The following is a 20,236-nucleotide window of genomic DNA, read 5'->3' on the forward strand; positions in this document are numbered from 1 at the left end:
GCCCGGCCCGCCTCGGGGGGTTTGTCTGTCCGCCCGGGCGGGCGGGGGGGGGGGGGGGGGGGGGGGGCGGGCGGGCGGATCAGCGCAGTCCGGCGAAGAGATCGTTCTCGGGTATGGCCGCGCCGGTGGCGTCCTGGACACGTACGAAGGTCTCCATGCCCATCAACTCGCCGAACCTCTCCTTGCCCATCTTGAGGAAGAAGATGTTCTCGCCCTGACTGGCATGCGCGGCCAACGCGTCGAACTTCTGACCGCTGAACCCCGTCGTGTCCACCCATGTGGTGATCTCATCGTCGGGGAGGCCGATCTCGGCCATCGCGGCGGTCTCTGCAGGATCCGGCTCCGGCATGTCCTCATGAAACTCGCGCATGATCTCGCCGAACCGCTGCATCATCGAGCGAGGCATCGTGGTCCAGTACACCTTCGGTGTCAGCGCGGTCATCTCCAGCGCCGCCATCGTGATGCGGTGGGCCTGGATGTGGTCGGGGTGGCCGTAGAAGCCGTTCTCGTCGTAGGTGACGACCACATCAGGTCGGTAGTGCCGCATGAGTTCCGCGAGTCGGGCCGCGCCTTCCTGCACGGGGGTCTGCCAGAAGGATCCGGGTGCGTCGTTGCTTGGCCAGCCCATCATCCCGGAGTCGGCATAGTCCAGCGTCTCCAGATCGCTGACCTTCAGGACGTCACAGCTCGCTTCGAGTTCTTGACGGCGCATCAAGGCGACCGCCGCCGGATCGTGCCCGGGATCGCCCGGCTTGACACCTCCCGGTCCGTCACCGCAACCGCCGTCGGTACACGTCACCAGAACCGTGCGGATGCCTTCCGCCGCGTACCGCGCGAGGACCCCTCCGGTTCCGGTGGCCTCGTCGTCGGGGTGGGCGTGTACTGCCATGAGCGTCAAGGGCCGGTCAGTCATGAAACAGTTCCTCCTGCAGAAATACGTCTTGGTCCGAGTGCGCGGCGTGCGTACCGCGATCCTGGGGCCCGGATCCTGGTGGGGCGGACAACCTTGTGGTCTCCCTATTCCCCACCCGTGCGGCGCCGCCCCCTCGGTCGATGCAACCATGCCGGCCGGGCCGGCTGTTCCCGGCGCGTCCGCTTAACCTTCCGGACATCGGCGTTCAACGCGAACGAGGTGCAAGCGCGTGATCACCAGGCTTCCCGGCGGGCAGGTGGAGCGGGCCCCGACCGTCTCGAGCGCGACCTTGTTGCCGACGCCACAGAAGGGCCAGGTGGCCGTCTCGGCCGGCTCCACCCTGGCCGGCGGCCTGGGCGGCGCCTGGGCGGGTGCCGAGGTCGGCGCGGCGGTCGGTGCGGCGGTCGGGTCGATCATCCCGGGCGCCGGAACCGCGGTCGGAGGAGTCGTCGGAGGCGTGGTCGGCGGCATCGCCGGGAGCTCTCTCGGCAGTAAGGCAGGTGATCTCTTCAACAGCCTATGGTGACGCACACCGGTAGTTCCCGGTAACGCACCAGCCGATATCGCGGCCTCCGCGGTTCTCTTGGACCGCGGAGGCCAGGCCCTTGTCAGGTCACTTCATTCACGGCCCCTTTCCGGAGCCTTGCGAGGCAGCAACATCATGAACGAGCACGACAACCCCGGCCCCGTCTGGTTCGAGCCCGACCCGGAGCTGGAGGCCACCGAGGAGGGGCTTCGCTTTCTCGCCGCTCTCCGTGAGCGGGCGGAATCCGGCGCGTGGTCCTGCGATCCCGACGACACTTTCGCGAGCTTCGAGGTCTTCGAGAACCGCACCGAACTCATGGTCACCCTGGAGCTCTACGATCCCGATTCCGATCCGGAAGCACACATTCTCACCGTGGGCGCGTTCTTCACCGGCTCCCGCCTCGTCGGAGGCGAATTCCACGATCAGCTGTACACGCTGGAGCGGAACCCGGAAACGGCGATCGAGAGTTCCGGAACGCCCGAATTCCTCGCGGGGCGCGCGGCGGAGTGGTTCACCCGCATGCTCGAACTTCCCGTCCTGCGGAACGAGTTCGAGGTCGGTGGCCGGGTCGTGAACCGGCAGTGGGTGCTGGCCGGCTCGGGTCGGGAACTGACCTCCCAGTTCCGCGTGCAGCCGGGTGACCCGCTGGCCCGTACGGTCCCGGTCCGGGGCGGCCGCGCGGCAGGGGCATAGTGGCGGCAACGCCACGGACAAGCCGACTGCAGAAGATCAACGGGTGCCGTAACCCAATCCCGACCGTCGACAACCACGCCGCGTTGCCGCCGTACGCTCACCGTCGCAGCGATCTCCCCCACCGCACACCCCCAAGCCCACGAGCGATGCCCCGTGAGCCCACGGTGCCAGCAGGCATCCACCAGAGGCACCAGTATCCCAATCACCCATGCGAGCGAGAGGCTTGACCTGCCAGTCTCAGATTCGTGTCAGATATGCCATCGCTTGGCCATCGGACGTGAGATTTGGCCACGAAATCTGAGACCCTACATGGGGCGTGTAAGGTCTCGCCGCTCGTGACATGTCGATCTTGCGTGACCTGGGCGTTCTTGGCTGTCTCACGGCCTTGTCACCCATGATCAGTCTCAAATCCGTGGCATTTCCTCGCGGAGGCGAGGTCGAGATCAGGCGGCTTGCCCATGTCGGCCGAGTACACCACGCTGAGCCCCGAGCACGAGGACTACCGGCGAGCCCAGATCGCGCACCGATGAGTTTCCCGCGCCGCGCTGGTCTATACGCCGGACACCCACGGACGGAAGGCTGGACCATGCGGAAACTGATCTACGGCATGAACCTGACCCTGGACGGCTACATCGCCGCGCCCGGCGACGACATCGGCTGGAGCGTGCCGAGCGACGAGCTGTTCCAGTTCTGGTCCGACCAGTTGCAGGCGACCGACCTGACGCTGTACGGGCGCAAGCTGTGGCAGACGATGAGCTCCTACTGGCCGACCGGCGACCAGCAGCCCAACGCCACCCCGGCGGAGATCGAGTTCGCGCGCCGCTGGCGGGACATGTCGAAGGTGGTGTTCTCCTCGACGATCGACAAGGTCGACTGGAACACCCGCCTGGTCACCGGCGACGCGGTCGCCGAGATCACCCGGCTCAAGGCCGAGGACGGCGGCCCGATGGACATCGGCGGGGCGACGCTCGCCGGGGTGGCCATGCGCGCCGGGCTGATTGACGAGTACGTGCTGGCCACCGCGCCGGTCCTGGTGGGCGGCGGCACGCCCTTCTTCACCGCGCTGGACAGCTGGGTGAACCTGAACCTGGTGGAGACGCGGACGTTTCCCGGCGGCGTGGTCCTGACCAGGTACGAGACGAGGCGCTGAGCAGCTTCCCGCTGTCTCACAGCTTGGATGGGTGTTTCCTCTCACCGTCTTGAGTCATGTGCGTATGTCCTTCTCCAGGACCTGGACGTTCTTGTGGGCACCTCGCCGTATCTGTCTGTCCGTCAGCAGCCCGAACCTGTAGGGCTCGAAAAGTCATCGCAGCAGGTGAGGACGGCAACCCGGCGGGTGCGCCCTGGCACCATCTCGGCGTGATCGTTTCACTGGTGTACAAGGTGACCCGGAAGTTGCTGACACGTCCCCCCGCCCTGAACGGTAGGCAGAAATGCCGGTAGCCACACACACCTGGAAGCGGCAGCAGCAGGGGATTCGAGCATGCGTTCATGCGAGGATGGATCCATGCATGCTCCAGCGCCTTCTCTACGCTTTGGCTGCGCTACCAGGCCTTGCACTCTCCTTCGGCTCAGCCGTGCTCGGTGCCTGGGCGGACGACCACCATCATGTCTGGATAAGCCGCGCCTGCATTGCCGGCGTGGCGCTCGGGCTGGTGGTGGCGGGGGGCTGCCTCTTGTTCGCGATCACTCCCCGGGCCTGGCGCCGGATCGTTTTCCCTCACTGGCCGGAAGGGCAGGACGGATTGTTCGAGCACAGCCGGTTGAAGCTCCCCCCTATCGATCGACGAGATCGGACCTGACGTGCCACGTCACCAAGCAGTCCACGGCTATCTCACTGCCGACGGCACGGGCATGGGGATGACGCCGCGGCAGTGGAGCGGGCGACTCGAGACGGCAGGTAGGAAGCCGGGCGTCTCCTGGGCCGAAGTGGCGCTCGTGTCCTCGGTCTGTTGGGTGGTCACCGGCGTCGGGTATACCGTTTTCGCCGCCTTCGACGAGCAGGGCCTCTCCGTCGCACCTCTGCTCGGATACGGGCTGGCTCAGTGGTTCTGGACGCGGCACCGTGACTGGACCGCCGCACTTGCGGCGGCCGTCGCAGGGGCGATCGCCCTGTTCGGGCTTGTCGACGTCCTGCGGCCGGACCTGGGCCGGTTCGTCGGCGATGCCCTTGCCACGGGGTTCGGGGCAACGGCCGCCCTGGTCGTCTTCGCCCTCGTCGGCCGCTTCCGAGCACGGACGGGGCGCTGACGTTCGTAAAGGCGGTCGCCGCGACCAGCATCACGACGGCCTCTCCCCGGCGTGGCGAAGGCGCTGGAACGGTCCATGGTCTCAGCGCTGCGCATCCTCGGGGGCGAGCAGGCTGTGAACTCGGCGATCGCGTCCGGGGACGGCTTGACGTAGCGGAGGACGTTCTCTGGCTTCTTGTGCCGGGACTTCGCCATCAGCGTCAACAGTGAGACGCCCTGCTCACCGAAGTGGGTTAGGGAGGTGCCGGTACTCGTGCAGATCCCAGCCCGTCCCGGGCCCGCGCACGACCATGTGCTCGTCCAGCAGGGCCCGGGCCCGCCTGTGCGACAGCCGTTCGAACCCGGTGGTCGGCAAGCGAAGCAGGGCCGCGAGTACCGTGCGGTCCCTGCGGGTGAAGGCCGGCTCGGGGTTGCTGCGTGCAGGACGGCCGGCTGGTGCCGGAGCATCAGTATCTCGACATCCTTGGCCGCGGAGGCACGGGCCAGCAGGCGCAGCCAGCCGATCATCAGGCAGCCGAATCGGTGGACCAGACGGAACGTCGCGATGCCCAAGCATGCGCCGACGGGCTCACGAACACCCTCGAAGTGATCACATCGTGCCTCTGAAGTCGCAGCTCAGCACAGGTGACAGGATCGTCGGCGCCCACAGGCCGCACGACACATCAGCAGTGACAGTGCCCCGGTCAGTGTCGTCGTTGCATGCCCCGCATCTACTGGTCCCTCACCCTGAAGTTGAGAGTGAGACATCACTCGACTGGCACATCAGGGCTCTACTCGTGCGTAATATCTCTAGACACTGCTGTGCATTGCGGCAGTTGTTCCCTGTGGGTGTCCCAGTCAGCGCAGACGGGGCACCTGCCTCCACCCGCTCGCGGACCGGGTTCGTGGTTTTCACAGCCGTACCCGCGAGCTGCAGAAAGGCCCATGACATGTCTGAAATTCAGGCCCAAACCACAGGACTGGCGTCGCAGTACATCGCCCAGGTGACCGGTGACCTCGAGCGCAACGTCAAGGATCAGGAACGTATCAGTGGGGAAATCAAGGTCTTGCAGGAGCAGTTGGCTGCGCTGCAGCACGACCACTCCGTGCTGGTGAGCATGCAGGAGGCGCTCGGCGGCGCGAGCCCCGCCGACGAGGCGGACACCACGGCCACGCCGACCGTGCCGCGCCAGGCCACGACCGAACCCCAGCAGCGGAAGCCGAAGAAGGCAGCCGCCACGAGTGCCAAGGCGACGGCGTCCAAGAAGAGCGCCCCCAAGGCCTCATCCGCGAAGGCCTCGTCCGCGAAGACACCCAAGACGGACACCAAGCCGACCCTCGTCAACCTGATCCGGGGCCACCTGGAGCAGCAGAGCGAGCCGCGTTCCGCCGCCGAGATCTCCGCCGCGCTCACGCAGGCCCACCCCGACCGCGGCGTCAAGACCACCGTTGTGCGTACCACCCTCGAAGGGCTGGTCGCGAAGAGCCTGGCTCACCGCAGCAAGCAGGGCTCGTCCGTCTTCTACACCGCGACGACCGCGTCGGAGCCCGCTGCCACCGCCCCTCAGCAGGATGCAGTGGCCGGCTGAGCACCCGCAGGAGCGCCCAACTCACCGCGATCACCGGCGGTCCGGTGGCGCCCGGCCGAAACCTCGTGCAGGCGGGCCCGGCTCGCGTTCGACGGTGCGGGAGTGGGCCTCCCCACGCCGTTGCCTGCGCCCTCGGCACCAGCTTGCCTGCTCGCCCTGGTCGCAGGCCAGGACGTGGGGCCGGCCAAGGACTCCGACGGCCACCACGGACGCTGACGCATCGATGGCGCGTTCGACCGGGGGTCGCCATCGACGGTATTCGCCTTGCCAGGCGGTGTCGGTGGCGGCCTGGTGGCGGGCTGCGGTCAGCAGTTCGTGCTGGGGGGGACGTTGATGACCCGGCCGGTCTTGGAGGTAGTGCAGCGTTCCCGCAGGGGCAGCCGGTGCACGGCCGTTTGAACTGGCCGGTGCGGCCCCCGTCGGCCTTGGTGCGGCCCGGATTTGCACCGCGCCGCCGCCCTCAACCTGCGCCGACTGATCGATCTCGGACTCACCCGCGCCAGTGGCACCTGGCACCTGGCACCTCGCCCCGACCACCCCATGACGAAGAAGGGGCTGCCCGGCCTACGGCCGGGCGGCCCCTCGTTCAAGATTTCCAGCAGTCTTCCGGGCCTGGCCGATCCGACCAGGTCGACGCCCGTCAATCCTTGCCGGGTCACACCCCGGTGAGAGCTTCCTGCGGCTGCAGCTCCTCTGCGGCGAGCGCCTTGTTGCGCCGCACCGAGGACCAGAACGACCAGCCGATCAGCACCACGCCGATCAGGCCGGTGATGATCTCGTTGATCTGGTACTGGATGGTGATGAGCAGGATCACGGCGAGCGCGCCGATCGCGTAGTGCGCGCCGTGCTCCAGGTAGACGTAGTCGTCCAGGGTGCCTTGGCGGACGAGATAGACCGTGAGGGAGCGGACGTACATGGCGCCGATGCCCAGACCGAGCGCCATCGGTACGATGTCGTTGGTGATGGCGAAGGCTCCGATGACGCCGTCGAAGGAGAAGGACGCGTCGAGGACCTCGAGGTAGAGGAACAGAAAGAACGCGGCCTTGCCGACCATCACGACGGCCGGTACGGGCTTGCCCGCCTTCTTCGCCTTTTCCTCGGCCTCGTGCTCTCGCTCCTCTTCCTCCTCGAGCCTGTTCTCGAAGAAGCCGGAGAGGCCCCCGACGACCAGATACGTGATCAGACCGGCGATTCCGGAGATCAGTACGGTCTCAGCCTTGTCCGCGTGCCCGGCGTGCTGGTGGGCGTTGACCGCGAAGGTCATCGAGCTGATGAGCAGCACGATCAGGGCGATGCAGACCGACAGCATGTCGATTTTGCCGAGTTTGGCCAGCGGCCGCTCCAGCCGGGCCAGCCACCTGATGTCTCGCTCCTCGAAGACGAAGTCGAGGAAGATCATGAACAGGAACATCCCGCCGAAGGCCGCGATCGACGGATGCGCGTCGGTGACCAACTGCTCGTAGCGCTCGGCATCGTTCAATGCCAGGTCGACCGCCTCGATGGGCCCCATCTTCGCGCTGACGGCGACGATCACGACGGGGAAGACCAGCCGCATACCGAACACAGCGATGAGCACACCGACCGTGAGGAAGATTTTCTGCCAGAAGGCACTCATCTTCCTCAGGACTCCGGCGTTGACCACCGCGTTGTCGAAGGACAGCGAGATCTCGAGGACGGACAGGATCAAGACGACCCCGAACGCGGTCCACCCGCCGTAGAGCACCGCTGCGACCAGACCGAGTGCGGTGACAGCGAACGACCAGCCGAAGGTTTTCAGAACCACTGGTACCCAATCGTGTAGAAGGGGGTGCTGACGAACTCGTGCATGGTTGGCCAGCACGCACCCCGAGGCGACGGAATGTCAGGAATCTGCTTTCACCGCGAGGACCGGACACGGCGAATCCAGGAGGATCCGCTGCGCCGAGGATCCCAGGAGAAGCTTGCCGACCGCGCTGCGGTGCCTCAGCCCGATCACCACCAGGGAGACCTCGGACGACCCCGCCAGCTCGACTATCTCCTCGGCAGCATCGCGCCCGCCGACCACCTGGCGTATGTCGAAGTCGACACCCAGCTCGGTCAGGTCCTGTCGGACATGGTCGAGGTCTTTCTGCTGTGCGAAACCGCGGTCGACGTAGGCGTCGCCTCGCGAGGCATTCATCACCAGCAGGGTCTCGCCCCGGGTGCGGGCCTCGTCGACTCCCGCGCGCAGGGCCGCCTCTCCTTCCGGCGAGGGCACATATCCAACCAGTACCGTCATGACTGCCCCTTTCAGGCCCGTTGCTGAACGAGCGGACGCACGATGTGGCGGCGGACCAGCGGCCAGGCCAGTACGAGCACGATCGCCGCGTAGATCACATAGGACACCGGTCCGCCCAGCAGACCGGACAGGTCGCCGCCCGACAGCTGAAGCGATCGCCGGCCCTGCAGTTCCGCGCGGGGGCCGAGGATGACGCCGACGATCAGCGGCAGCACCGGCAGCCCGAATCTCCGCATCCCGAAACCGATCAGCCCCAGCGTCAGGAGGAGGAACAGGTCCAAGGGCTGGGCGTTGACCGCGTAGGCACCCATCGACGCGAAGAACACAATTCCCGCGTACAGATAGGGGCGCGGTATCCGCAGCAGCCTGGCCCAGGCCGGCGCAAGCGGCAGATTCAGCAGGAGCAGCAGCAGATTGCCGATGAACAGGCTGGCAATCAGCGCCCAGACAAGCCCCGATTCACGCTCGAACAGCAGAGGGCCGGGCTGGATGCCGTACGACTGGAATGCCGCGAGCATGACCGCGGCGGTCGCGTTCGTCGGCAGCCCGATGGCGAGCATCGGCACCAGGGTGCCCGCCGCGGACGCGTTGTTCGCCGCCTCCGGGCCGGCAACTCCCTCGATCGCCCCCTTGCCGAACTGCTCTGGGTGCTTGGTCAGCTTTTTCTCTGTGGCGTACGACAGGAACGTCGGGATCTCCGCGCCACCGGCCGGCATGGCCCCGAAGGGAAAGCCGAAGACGGTGCCGCGCAGCCATGGCTTCCAGGACCGTTTCCAGTCCTCCCGGCCCATCCACGGCACGCCGACGGGGATCACCCCCGCGGGCTTACGCCGCAGATGCGCCGCCACCCAGAGGGCTTCGCCGACGGCGAAGATTCCGACGGCGACCACCACCACGTCAATGCCGTCGGCGAGCTGGGGGACGTCGAAGGTGAGCCGCTGCTGACCGGAGACCGAGTCGATTCCGACGATCCCGATCACCAGGCCGACGAGCAGCGAGGCGAACCCGCGGATGCGCGACGAGCCGAGCACTGCGGTGACCGCGATGAAGGACAGCAGCATGATTGCGAAGTAGTCCGGTGCGCCGAGGCCGACCGCGAAGTCCACCACGAGCGGGGCAACGAGCACCAGCAGCAGAGTGCCGATCGTTCCGGCGACGAAGGATCCGATCGCCGCGGTGGCGAGCGCCTGCGCCGCCCGGCCGGCCTTGGCCATCTTGTTGCCCTCGATGGCCGTGACGACCGAGGACGACTCGCCGGGCGTATTCAGCAGGATCGAGGTGGTCGAACCGCCGTACATGCCTCCGTAGAAGATGCCGGCGAACATGATGAATGCCTGGGTCGGCTCCATCCCGTACGTCACTGGCAGTAGCAGGGCCACGGTCATGGCCGGGCCGATGCCGGGCATGACCCCGACCGCCGTGCCGATCGTGACGCCGATCAACGCCAGCAGAAGGTTCATCGGGGTGACGACGTGCGCGAACCCCTCGAGTAGATGATTCAGGTTGTCCATTACAGGATTCCTTGCAGCACGCCGGCCGGGAGATTGACGCCGAGCCCGATCGCGAAGGCGTAGAACGTGATCAGCGACAGCGCTACCGCGATCGCCAGGTTGCGCAGGTAGTGCCGGTTGCCCAGGGCGAAGGCCGTTCCCCAGAACAGGAGGGCCCCGCTGATCACCCAGCCGAGGGGTTCGATCAACACCGCATTGACGACGAACGCGCCGATCAACAGCAGCACTGTGCGCCAGTCGATCGGATTCGTCAGGTCGACGTCTTCGCCGGCCTCCGGTTCGGCGCGGCCGCCCCGCGCGACGTCGACGGTGTACACCAGGGCGATCACGAGGAGCAGTGCGCCGAGGAGCACCGGTACCGTGCGCGGCCCGATCGGGTCGGTGCTGCTCGTCGTGTGTGCGATCCCGGTGGCATCGACGATCACCAGTACGCCCAGCAGGGCGAGGAACGCGCACACACCGTACTGTGCGCGGTCCGCCCCCGAGGGCCGGCGGGAACCCGAGTCGGCGCGCTCATCGACGTCCAGGCTCATGCCAGGCCGAGCTCTGTGAGGATGCCGGCAACGGCCTTGTCCTGTTCCGTCAGGTAGGTGGCGAACTCGTCGCCTGTGGTGAACGCGTCGGTCCAGCCGTGCTTGGTCAGTTCGGCCTTCCACTCCTTGGAGCCGTGCATCGCGGTCAGCGAGTCGATCCAGACCTTCTTGTCGGCGTCGCTGATGCCGGGCGGGGCGACGATTCCGCGCCAGTTGGTGAAGACCATGTCGATACCCGAAGACTTCAGTGTCGGGGCATCCTTGAGGGCGTCGATCGGCTTCTCGCTGGTCACCGCGAGCACCCGCACCTGACCCGCCTCGATCTGGTCGAGGAATTCGCCGAAACCACTGGCACCGAAGGCGATCTTGTTACCGAGGATCGCCGGGAGCAGCTCACCACCACCGTCGTAGCCGATGTAGTTGACCTTCTTCGGGTCGATGCCGACCGTCTTGGCCAGCTGCATCGGAAGCAGGTGGTCCGGTCCGCCGGGCGAGGAGCCGCCCCCGACAGCTATGCCCTTGGGGTTCTTCTTCCAGGCGGTGACGAGATCGTCGATCGTCTTGTACGGAGAGCTCTTGGGCACGACGATCGCGCCCGCTTCCTCCATCAGCTTGGCGATCGGCGTGGTCTGGGAGAGCGTCGCCTTCGACTTCGAGGCGTACGCAGCACCGACGACTCCCAGCCCCATCTGCATCGTGAGCTTGCCGTTGCCCTTTTCGTTCACAGTGCGCTGCAGACCGACCGTGCCTCCGGCGCCCGGAAGATTGAACACCTGAATTCCGGACGCGATCTTGGTGTCCTCCATCACCTTGGCCGCCGTCCGCGCCGTGGTGTCGTACCCACCGCCCGGGGTGTTGGGGACCATGATCCGCAGGCCGGTGACGGGCTCGTCGCTCTTGCCCGTCCCCTTCTTCTCCGCGGTGGCGCCGCAGGCGCCTACCGCGAGCATGGACATGGCAGCCAGGGCGCTGACGACAGCGGCTCTGCGAGTTCTCATGGCTTGTCTCTTTCACTTCCGGCAGTCGGACGCCATGATTGTGCGACTCGGCAGACGCCACGTCTGTGTTGTGTCAGCATTGAAGATTGAGTTCATTGTGGTCGTAACTTTTCGCCGCCATACCCTCGCGGGCGAGCTGTTGGTACTCCAGCTCGCCATCGTCGTCGTGGTGCTGCTGGCGGTCGCCGCCGTCTCGCTGGCCCAGTCGGAAGCGACCTTCAACCGGGTCGAAGGACGCCGGGTCACCGCGCTGGCCGAGCAGTTGGCCGGCAACCCCTTGATGTCCAGCCAGCTCGGCCGACCGGCGTCGGGTGAGACGCTCGCCCCGCTCGTCCAGACCACGCTGACCCAGTCGGGTGTCACCTCCGTGACGGTCGCCGACAGCAGCGGCAGGATTGTCAGCTCCACGAATCCCACAGCCATCGGTACAAGGTTGCCGCTCGGCCCCGGCGTCGCCCAGGCCCGCGGCTGGTCGGGCAAGCTGGTCCTGGACGGTGCCCACGAGCTGGTGGCCCAGGTGCCGGTGCTCAAAGCGGCTCAACCCAACCTCGGCCGACATCTCGGCACGGTGATGATCGGTGAGGCGTCACCGACGGTCTGGCAGCGGCTGAATGGCGCGTCATCGTATCTGCTCGCCTACCTCGGCATTGCGAGCGGACTCGGCCTGATCGGATCGTGGCTGCTGGCCCGGCGTACCAAACGCCAGACCCTCGGGTTGGAGCCACGCGAGATCGCAGGGCTCGCCGAGCACCGCGAGGCAATGCTGTACGGGATCGCAGAAGGCGTGATCGCCCTCGACCCGCAGTTGCGGCTCACCCTGGTGAACGAGGTCGGCAGGCGGTTGCTCGATCTGCCCGAGCACTGTGTGGGGATGAGCTTGACCGACCTCCGGATCGAGGGCCGCCTGCACGACGTACTCGCAGGATCCCCCGGTGACACGGCCGAGCGCCGCGACGAGGTCGTCATACGCCGGAGTCGGGTTCTGGTGATGAACCGGATGACCGTCACCAAGGACGGCCGCGAGCTCGGCTCGGTCACGACCTTGCGGGACCGTACCGAACTGGCGCAACTGGAACGCGAGATCGGATCGTTCCGCAGCTCAGCCGAGCTACTGCGCGCGCAGGCACACGAGTTCACCAACCAGCTGCACACGATTTCCGGGCTGATCCAGATCGGTAAGCACGACGAGGTGGTGCAGTACGTCCGCGCGCTGAGCCGGCACCGCCATTCCCTGGACACGACCCTGACCAGGCGGGTTCGCGACATGGCCGTCAGCGCTCTGTTGATGGCGAAGTCCTCGCTCGCGGCCGAACGGAAGGTCGTGCTGCGCGTCTCGGAGCATACGGCGCTCGACCGGCTGGCACCGGAGGACTCGGTGGACGTGGCGACAGTGATCGGCAACCTCGTCGACAACGCCGTCGACGCCGCGACAGCGGGCGACGACGGCCACGATGCCTGGGTGGAGGTCGAATTGCGGCAGGACGCATCCAGCGTGGAGATCGTGGTGCGCGACTCAGGACCCGGCGTGGCACCCGAGCTCGCCCAGGAAGTCTTCTTGCACGGCTTCACCACGAAAGCTGCCCAGGAGGGGGATCGCGGTATCGGGCTGGCGCTCACCCGGCTGGTCTGCGAGCGCCGCGGCGGCGAGGTCGCGGTGACCAACACACCCGACGGCGCCATGTTCACCGCGAGGATGTCCGTCGGCAACCTGGCCGGCGCGGTACCGGAAGGAGCCTCCCGATGATCGACGTACTGGTCGTCGACGACGACTTCATGGTGGCAAGTGTCCACCAGAATTTCGTCGACCGCGTCGAGCCCTTCCGGGTCGTCGGCACGGCGAACACCGGCGAGCAGGCGATCACGGCCGTCGGCGAGCTGCGCCCCGACCTGGTCCTGCTCGACCTCTATCTTCCGGACATGTTCGGCCTGGACGTCATTCCACGCCTGCGGACCGCCGGGCACGACTGTGACGTCATGGTGATCAGCGCCTCGCGCGAGACCGACGTGGTCCGCCGCTCCGTCCGCCAGGGTGTGGTCAACTACCTGCTGAAGCCGTTCGACTTCGAAGACCTGCGTCCCCGCCTCGTACGGTACGCCGCCCAGCGCAACAGCCTGCTCACCACAGTCGTCAGAGGTCAGGCCGACGTGGACCGGGTACTGACCGGGGCCGGCTTGTCGGCATCGAGTGTCGCGTTGCCGAAGGGCATGAGCGTGGAGACCGCAGAGCTGATCGAACGCACACTGTGCGATACCGACGGAACGCTGTCCGCGGCCGAGTGCGCGGCCCGGACCGGCATCTCCCGGGTCAGCGCCCGTCGTTACCTCGAATACTTCCACGACACCGGCCGCGCCGACGTGTCCTTGCGGTACGGAGCCGCCGGCAGACCCGAGCGCCGCTACGGTTGGCGCGCCTGAGTTCGCTCTTGCCGGTCCGGCCGCCACGGGCCCAGTCCCTCCCCACTCACACAGCAGCGAAGTCATGGGGAGCAGTGACGGCAACGCGACGTGAGCTCGGAAGATGCGGCACACCCCAGCGGTCCGGGCCCGCGGACCCGTTCCGCTTCCGGGACACGTTGCCGGGTGCCGTCGCCGTCCGCGCCCGTTGCCGTCGGTGCCGCCGTCATCGTCGTCGGCGCACGTCCACCAGGCGGGCCGGCACACGCTGTTGCAGCGCGCGCAGAGGTGACACGCGTAGAACACCTGTCAGTTGCCCGGTGGAAACCTGACGACTTTACAACATCTATGCCGCACGGCGCGTTCCCCCAGACGCGCGGGAGCGGTGCTCGCGGCCCGCCCCATCCGTCTCGCGAAAGGCACCGTCATGAAGTCTCGCTTCAGATCCCACCGTCCCTCGCGTGTCAGTCTGTTGACGGCCACCGCGCTCACGAGCGCGCTGACAGCCACGATGCTTGCCCTGCCCGCACCTGCGTCGGCTGCCACCGTCACCATCGCATCGCTCCAGGGAAACAAGCGCATCTCGCCCTACAACGGCCAGCAGGTGACGGTCAGTGGAGTCGTCACCGCGATCCGCTCCACGGGGTCCTCGCGCGGCTACTGGATCCAGGACTCGGTCGGCGACGGCAACCCGGCCACCAGCGAGGCCGTCTTCGCGTACACCGGATCCAGCACGCCTTCCACCAAGGTCGGCAACATGGTCACCGTCAGGGGCAGTGTCTCCGAGTACTACCCGGGCGGTTCTTCGGCAGGCGGGCAGTCCATCACCGAGCTGACCCAGCCCCAGATCCAGTCGACCGTCTCCACCGGCAACCCGCTGCCCGCCCCCGTGGTGCTCGACGCCGCATCGATCCCCGCCGCCTACGCCCCCAGCGGCAACCTCGAGAGCCTCACCCTGGCCCCCTCCAGCTACGCCCTCGACCTGTACGAGTCGCTGGAGGGCATGCGCGTCCAGGTCGACAACGCGCGTGTCGTCGGTGCGAGCACTGAGTACAACGAGCTGTTCGTCACCACGAAGCCGACCGAGAATCCCAGCCCTCGCGGCGGCACCGTCTACGGTTCGTACACCTCGCAGAACACCGGACGCGTCAAGGTCATGTCGCTGACCGGTGCCTTCCCGACCGCCGACGTCGGCGACGTCCTCGGCGGCAGCACCGTGGGCCCGCTCGACTACGACGGCTTCGGCGGCTACACCGTCCAGGCCACCACCCTGGGCGCACTCACCGACAACAACCTCGCCCGTGAGACGACCCGGGCCCAGACCTCCGGCGAACTGGCCGTCGCCACCTACAACGTGGAGAACCTGGACCCGACCGACCCGCAGTCCAAGTTCGACCGGCTCGCAGCCGGCATCGTCACCAACCTGTCCTCCCCCGACATCGTGGCCCTGGAGGAGATCCAGGACAACAACGGTGCCACCAACAACGGCGTGGTAGCCGCCGATCAGACCTACACCAAGCTGATCAACGCCATCACCGCGGCCGGCGGCCCGACGTACGCCTACCGCCAGATCAACCCGGCCAACAACCAGGACGGCGGCGAGCCCGGCGGCAACATCCGCGTCGGCTTCCTTTACAACCCCGCACGTGTCGGTTTCACGGACCGCCCCGGCGGCACCTCCACCAACGCGGTGTCCGTGGTCAACAACGGCGGCACCGCCGCCCTGTCGTACTCGCCCGGCCGGATCAACCCCACCAACTCCGCCTGGAGCAGCAGCCGCAAGCCCCTGGCCGGCGAGTTCACCTTCCAGGGCCAGACGGTCTTCGTGATCGCCAACCACTTCACATCCAAGGGCGGCGACCAGCCCCTCAACGCCCGCGTCCAGCCGCCCACCCGCAGCTCGGAGACCCAGCGCGCCCAGCAGGCCGCCCAGGTCAACACCTTCGTGAAGCAGCTCCTGACCGTCCAGCCCAGCGCCCGGGCCGTGGTCCTCGGTGACCTCAACGACTTCGAGTTCTCCGGCACCGTGTCCACCCTGACCTCGGGCACCGGCCTCATCGACCTGCCCGCCACGCTGCCCGCCGGAGAGCGCTACACCTACGTGTACCAGGGCAACTCCCAGGTCTTGGACCACATCCTGACCAGCCCCTCGCTGTCCTCGTACGACTACGACATCGTCCACATCAACGCCGAGTTCGCGGACAAGGCCAGCGACCACGACCCCCAGGTCGTCCGTCTGATTCCCTGACGGCTTCAGTACCATTCGACGAGCGCCCACCCGGCTCCCCGGGCGGGCGTTCCGTCGTTTCCGGGGCGACTGTTCCGCGCCGCCGCAGGAGCATCACCGAGCGCAGGGCCTCACCGCGGTGCATCTTCTCGAACGCTGCCTCGATCTCGCCCAGGGCGATCGTCTCGCTGACGAAGCCGAACGGCTTCACGCACAGGACTGCTGACTCGCGTGGATTCGCCTAGATCCCCAGGTGGGGGTCTCCTTCGCCAGGCGCAGGACCAGGACGCGGATGGAGTGCACGGTCGGTGGTCGTCCCGGGCCCTTGGAGCGCGGGGTCGGCCGGAACGGGCGGCACGCTGCATGAGTTGGCCCTGCACATGACCCACATCGCCGCGGATACATCACGTTTCCGCCGCGTCATCCATCAGCCGATCAGTGAGCGTTGCTGCCATGAGGCCGGCGCAGGCTGCCCGGTCAGGAGCAGTACTACGGAGTCCCTACGGTCGAGTCCCGGCGGATGAGCCTGCTTGTCAGCATGACTTGGTGGTCTTCGGGATCCCCGCCCTCGATGATCGCGCGCAGCGCCCTGCCCGCCGCGTCGCCGAGTTCGCGGGCGGGGAGGCTCACGCTTGTAAGGCTCGGGCTCATGTGGCGCGAGTACGGGAGGTCGTCGAAGCCGGCGACGGCGAGTGCATCGGGGACACTCACGCCGGCGACGCGGGCGGCTGCAAGGATCCCGTATGCGTGGGTGTCGGTGCATCCGACCACCGCGCTGATGCCGGCCGCCTGCCACGCGGGCCAGACTTTGGCGAAGACACTGGCGGCATCGTCGACAGCGGTGAGCGAGCTGGCCTGATAACAGGCCTCAAGCCCCAGATCCGCTGCCGTGTCGCAGAACGCCTCGCGCCGCACCCGGAAGGTCTCCACCTCGACGACGCTGTCGAGGTAGGCGACGCGCCGGTGGCCGAGGTCCGCGAGATGACGGGCCAACTCGGCTGCGCCGCCCGCTACATCGAGGTTGACGGTGGGCCAGGTGGTACTGAGCCCCGGGGCGTCCAGCAGAACGGCCCGTGTTCCGACGGGAAGGCTCGCGACCAGCTCCGCGTTCGGGGCGTCGATGAGGAAGCCTGCCGGGCGCTGCGAGATCAGGCGGGGGATGCTCGCAGGGTCGGTCGGGCTGCCGGGGTCGCTCACGGACAACAACAGCTCGTACCGATCGCCGAGCGCCGCGCGGGCGGCGGAGATCAGATCGGCGTAGAAGGGGTTGGTGATGTCCGTTGCGATGAGTACGACCACGGGGCTGAACCCCTTGGAGAGGGAGCTGCCGGCAGTGTCCACCACGTAGCCCAGGCGTGCGACTGCGTTCTCGACCTTTTCCCTGTTTGCGGCAGAGACACGCCCACGCGCTTTGCCGCTGACCACGAGTGAGACGGTGGCGGTCGAGACCCCCGCCTCGCGCGCGACCATCGCTGCCGTCACGCGCCGGGAGCCTGCGGGGCGGGGAAGCGGACTGCCGTCGGCCGTATCCATGTGCCGCATTGTACTGGGGGTGTCCCGCCCAGCCTCACCATGGGGTGAAACGTTTGACGTCAAGCGTTTGACGTCAAACGCTTGACGTGAATCTTTGCTGGTGTCACAGTCGTGTGATCCCCCCGGCCGCCTGCAGCAGCCCCAGTTCCCGACGACGCGGAGCCCCGCCATGTCCCTTTCCCCACGTGAATCCAGTCCGCGCAAGATCATCCTCGATTGCGACCCCGGCCACGATGACGCAGTGGCCCTCCTTCTGGCCCACGGAAACCCGAACATCGAGCTGCTGGCCGTGACGACCGTGGTCGGCAACCAGACACTGGAGAAGGTCACACGCAACGCGCTGTCCGTGGCTGCCGTCGCCGGTATCACCGGGGTCCCGTTCGCGGCCGGCTGTTCCCGGCCGCTGGTCCGCCCGATCGAGATCGCGCCGGACATCCACGGCGATTCGGGTCTCGACGGGCCCGACCTTCGCAAGCCGGCCTTCGAGCTCGATCCGCGTCACGCCGTCGACCTCATCATCGACACGGTCATGGCCCATGAGCCCGGAACCGTGACCCTCGTCCCCACGGCCGGACTGACGAATATCGCGATGGCCGCCCGGAAGGAGCCGCGGATCGTCGAGCGGGTCCGCGAGGTCGTCCTGATGGGGGGCGGATACCACGTGGGCAACTGGAGCGCCGTCGCGGAGTTCAACATCAAGATCGACCCCGAGGCCGCTCACATCGTCTTCAACGAGTCCTGGCCTGTCGTCATGGTGGGCCTCGACCTCACCCATCAGGCCCTCGCGACGCCGGATGTGGTCGAGCGCTTCGCCGCGATCGGCACGGGTCCTGCGAAGTTCGTCGTCGAGCTGATGGACTTCTTCGCGGCGACGTACAAGGACGCTCAGGGCTTCGACCACCCGCCCGTGCACGATCCGTGCGCCGTCGCCTACGTCATCGACCCCACGGTCATGACGACCAGGCGCGTCCCCGTGGACATCGAACTCACCGGTACACTCACCCTCGGAATGACCGTCGCCGACTTCCGTGCCCCCGCACCGGAGAACTGCAACACCTCGGTGGCCGTCGAGCTGGACCGTGAGAAGTTCTGGGACCTCGTCGTCGACGCCGTGAGGAACATCGGCGAGCCGTCCTCGGAGGTGTCTGCAGAATGAGCGTGCAGACGAGCCCAAGTACCGAAACGTCGGTTACGAGAACCGGCGTCCTGACCGTAGCGCTCCTTGCAGCGTGCGTGGCGTTCCAGCTGAATGCATCGATGCTCAGCCCCGCGCTGGTGTCGATGGCGCGCGAGCTGCATACCGACCAGGCCGTGATCGACCTGTCCCAGACATGGTTCTTCACGGCTGCGGCGCTCTTCTCCCTGTTCCTGCCGCGGCTGAGCGACATCGTGGGCCGCAAGCGCGTCCTCGTCGCGATGATGGTGCTCATGGCTGCGGGCTCCATGATCGCTGCGCTGGCCCCTGACGTGAGCTGGCTCTTCGTGGGGCGCATCATCCAGGGTGTGTCCGGACCTACGGTCCCGCTGTGCCTCATGATGCTCCGGTCCGCCACGGCGGATCCGCGCCGCTACGGGGCGCTCCTGGGCGTCATCACCGCCGTCAACGGGGGCGTCGCCGGGATTGACTCGTTCGTCGGCGGCTACTTCACCGAGCACTTCGGCTTCCGCAGCCTCTTCTGGATCATGATGGTCCTCGCCGTCGTCGCTGCCGTCCTCGTCGCGACCAAGGCACCTGAGACCCGCCCGGGAGCCGGCACATCGATGGACTGGGCCGGGGTGTTCTGCATCGTCGTCGCCGTCGGCGCCGTCCTTGTCGCGCTCAACCAGGCGGCTGGTCTCGTCGCCGCGTTCGACAGCGGCACGCTCCTCGTCTCGGTACTGCTGGCCGCCCTTGGCGTCGCGGCCTTCGCGGGCTTCTGGGCGGTGGAGAAGCGGGCGGCCCAACCCATGGTCGAAATCGTGCACCTCCGCCAGCGCGCGACATGGGCTCCGCTGCTGACGACCGTGATGACCATGACCGGCATCTTCGCGGTGATCAACGGGATCGTGCCCGCCTATGTTCAGGCTGCCGCGCCCGGCTTCGCGGTCGGCCCCACGGAAATGTCTTTGATCATCCTCACCCCCTACGCCCTGCTCGGCTGGGCGGCCGGCCCGCTCAGCGGACGCCTCGCCCCCGTGCTCGGTTACGGAAAGATGCTGCGGATCGGCCTGCTCGGAAGTCTCGTGGCGCTCGCGGTCATCGCGTTCCTGGGCCTGGCGAGCCTTCCCGTCATGGTGGCGGGCACAGCACTCCTGGGCATCGCGTACGCGGGAACCGCGAACATCATGCTCAACGGTCTCGGTATCGTCCTCTCCCCGAAGGCCAACCCCGGCTTTCTGCCGGGCATGAACGCCGGTGCGTTCAACCTCGGCGCCGGCCTGAGCTTCCTCGTCCTGCCCGCAGTCCGCCAGGCCACGGAGTCGCTCGGCGACACCCGGACCTCGTACCAGATCGTCGTCCTGGCCGGCTTCCTCGTCACCCTTGCGGCATTTGCCGTGTCGTTCCTCATCCCGCGCCCGGTGGAAGCCGAGGTGTCGCGCTGACCGGCAGCACCGTCGGCTCCCCCATGCGGATCTGACGCTTCTGCCCCTCGAACGGCCGGATGTCCGTCGAGCCCGACGCACCGATCGTGGTGGCGCGCAGGGTGCAGATGACGGCTGGCCTTCGCTCCGACAGAGGGAAACCGTCCTGGAGGCCGGCCGCTCGCTCCGCACCCACAGGGCGCATCCGGGCCCGGGCCCGCATACCAGGACAACCACATGGCGCGCGCCCACGGTGTGGGCGGGGGGGTGGC

The 20,236-nt window shown here is 67.3% G+C and carries 19 protein-coding genes and 1 pseudogene; 12 read left to right on the forward strand and 8 right to left on the reverse strand.

The genetic code is table 11. The features are described 5' to 3' along the window. Positions 1-79: 79 nt before the first annotated feature. Positions 80-913, reverse strand: coding sequence for a PIG-L family deacetylase (locus tag ACFU6I_RS40845; RefSeq protein WP_384377217.1), 834 nt, complete (start codon positions 911-913; stop codon positions 80-82). A gap of 229 nt (positions 914-1,142) precedes the next feature. Between ACFU6I_RS40845 and ACFU6I_RS40850 the strand changes: the two genes are divergently transcribed. The 5 genes from ACFU6I_RS40850 to ACFU6I_RS40870 all read left to right on the forward strand — a co-directional run bounded on the left by ACFU6I_RS40850 (position 1,143) and on the right by ACFU6I_RS40870 (position 4,382). Next, entirely contained in the window at positions 1,143-1,439 is a 297-nt protein-coding gene (locus ACFU6I_RS40850) for a hypothetical protein (protein WP_384377220.1), read from the forward strand. Between the two features lie 135 nt (positions 1,440-1,574). Next, the gene (locus tag ACFU6I_RS40855; protein ID WP_384377223.1) at positions 1,575-2,132 is read left to right on the forward strand and encodes a hypothetical protein; all 558 of its coding nucleotides are present in this window, start codon (positions 1,575-1,577) and stop codon (positions 2,130-2,132) included. Positions 2,133-2,718: 586 nt separating this feature from the next. Next, positions 2,719-3,282 (forward strand): dihydrofolate reductase family protein, encoded by a 564-nt coding sequence (locus ACFU6I_RS40860; protein ID WP_384377226.1) that lies wholly within the window; start codon positions 2,719-2,721, stop codon positions 3,280-3,282. 361 nt (positions 3,283-3,643) lie between these two features. Then, positions 3,644-3,934 (forward strand): hypothetical protein, encoded by a 291-nt coding sequence (locus ACFU6I_RS40865; protein WP_384377229.1) that lies wholly within the window; start codon positions 3,644-3,646, stop codon positions 3,932-3,934. A 1-nt stretch (position 3,935) separates the two neighbouring features. Further along, positions 3,936-4,382 carry a hypothetical protein gene (locus tag ACFU6I_RS40870; protein ID WP_384377232.1) on the forward strand — a complete coding sequence of 149 codons (447 nt, stop codon included), beginning with the start codon at positions 3,936-3,938 and terminating at the stop codon, positions 4,380-4,382. Positions 4,383-4,463: 81 nt separating this feature from the next. Here the strand turns inward: ACFU6I_RS40870 and ACFU6I_RS40875 are convergent. Then, positions 4,464-4,733 (reverse strand): annotated as a pseudogene (locus ACFU6I_RS40875) (site-specific integrase); the annotation flags it as partial. 65 nt (positions 4,734-4,798) lie between these two features. On the opposite strand from ACFU6I_RS40875, the gene ACFU6I_RS40880 reads away from it, so the two are divergent. Further along, entirely contained in the window at positions 4,799-4,987 is a 189-nt protein-coding gene (locus ACFU6I_RS40880; protein ID WP_384377235.1) for a hypothetical protein, read from the forward strand. Between the two features lie 323 nt (positions 4,988-5,310). After that, a complete protein-coding gene (locus ACFU6I_RS40885; RefSeq protein ID WP_384377238.1) occupies positions 5,311-5,949 on the forward strand; it encodes a hypothetical protein in 639 nt (212 codons plus the stop codon). Between the two features lie 655 nt (positions 5,950-6,604). Here ACFU6I_RS40885 and ACFU6I_RS40890 read toward each other — a convergent pair. The 5 genes from ACFU6I_RS40890 to ACFU6I_RS40910 form a co-directional block, all read right to left on the reverse strand. Further along, positions 6,605-7,732: a DUF475 domain-containing protein gene (locus ACFU6I_RS40890; RefSeq protein WP_384377241.1), complete on the reverse strand. Its 1,128-nt coding sequence runs from the start codon at positions 7,730-7,732 to the stop codon at positions 6,605-6,607. A gap of 78 nt (positions 7,733-7,810) precedes the next feature. Next, positions 7,811-8,206: a universal stress protein gene (locus tag ACFU6I_RS40895; RefSeq protein ID WP_384377244.1), complete on the reverse strand. Its 396-nt coding sequence runs from the start codon at positions 8,204-8,206 to the stop codon at positions 7,811-7,813. 11 nt (positions 8,207-8,217) lie between these two features. Beyond that, positions 8,218-9,717: a tripartite tricarboxylate transporter permease gene (locus ACFU6I_RS40900; protein ID WP_384377247.1), complete on the reverse strand. Its 1,500-nt coding sequence runs from the start codon at positions 9,715-9,717 to the stop codon at positions 8,218-8,220. Next, positions 9,717-10,250, reverse strand: coding sequence for a tripartite tricarboxylate transporter TctB family protein (locus ACFU6I_RS40905; RefSeq protein WP_384377251.1), 534 nt, complete (start codon positions 10,248-10,250; stop codon positions 9,717-9,719). The genes ACFU6I_RS40900 and ACFU6I_RS40905 overlap by 1 nt, the downstream gene beginning before the upstream one ends. Then, positions 10,247-11,248, reverse strand: coding sequence for a Bug family tripartite tricarboxylate transporter substrate binding protein (locus tag ACFU6I_RS40910; RefSeq protein WP_384377254.1), 1,002 nt, complete (start codon positions 11,246-11,248; stop codon positions 10,247-10,249). The genes ACFU6I_RS40905 and ACFU6I_RS40910 overlap by 4 nt, the downstream gene beginning before the upstream one ends. A gap of 97 nt (positions 11,249-11,345) precedes the next feature. Here ACFU6I_RS40910 and ACFU6I_RS40915 point away from each other — a divergent pair, with 97 nt between their 5' ends. From ACFU6I_RS40915 to ACFU6I_RS40925, 3 genes are all read left to right on the forward strand, one after another. Beyond that, positions 11,346-12,992, forward strand: a complete 1,647-nt coding sequence (locus tag ACFU6I_RS40915) for an ATP-binding protein (protein WP_384377285.1) — start codon at positions 11,346-11,348, stop codon at positions 12,990-12,992. After that, the gene (locus tag ACFU6I_RS40920) at positions 12,989-13,663 is read left to right on the forward strand and encodes a response regulator (protein ID WP_384377257.1); all 675 of its coding nucleotides are present in this window, start codon (positions 12,989-12,991) and stop codon (positions 13,661-13,663) included. Before ACFU6I_RS40915 ends, ACFU6I_RS40920 begins: the two co-directional genes overlap by 4 nt. A 406-nt stretch (positions 13,664-14,069) precedes the next feature. Continuing rightward, positions 14,070-15,890, forward strand: coding sequence for an endonuclease/exonuclease/phosphatase family protein (locus ACFU6I_RS40925; RefSeq protein WP_384377260.1), 1,821 nt, complete (start codon positions 14,070-14,072; stop codon positions 15,888-15,890). A gap of 468 nt (positions 15,891-16,358) precedes the next feature. Here ACFU6I_RS40925 and ACFU6I_RS40930 read toward each other — a convergent pair whose 3' ends face one another. Further along, on the reverse strand, positions 16,359-17,402 hold the full coding sequence (locus ACFU6I_RS40930) for a LacI family DNA-binding transcriptional regulator (RefSeq protein ID WP_384377264.1): 1,044 nt from the start codon (positions 17,400-17,402) through the stop codon (positions 16,359-16,361). A 169-nt stretch (positions 17,403-17,571) separates the two neighbouring features. Here ACFU6I_RS40930 and ACFU6I_RS40935 point away from each other — a divergent pair, with 169 nt between their 5' ends. Both ACFU6I_RS40935 and ACFU6I_RS40940 read left to right on the forward strand, forming a co-directional pair. After that, the gene (locus ACFU6I_RS40935; RefSeq protein ID WP_384377267.1) at positions 17,572-18,558 is read left to right on the forward strand and encodes a nucleoside hydrolase; all 987 of its coding nucleotides are present in this window, start codon (positions 17,572-17,574) and stop codon (positions 18,556-18,558) included. Beyond that, the gene (locus ACFU6I_RS40940; protein ID WP_384377270.1) at positions 18,555-19,985 is read left to right on the forward strand and encodes an MFS transporter; all 1,431 of its coding nucleotides are present in this window, start codon (positions 18,555-18,557) and stop codon (positions 19,983-19,985) included. Before ACFU6I_RS40935 ends, ACFU6I_RS40940 begins: the two co-directional genes overlap by 4 nt. Positions 19,986-20,236: the final 251 nt, after the last annotated feature.

Source organism: Streptomyces sp. NPDC057486 (assembly GCF_042802415.1).
In the GTDB taxonomy this organism is placed as follows: Bacteria; Actinomycetota; Actinomycetes; order Streptomycetales; family Streptomycetaceae; genus Streptomyces; species Streptomyces yanii.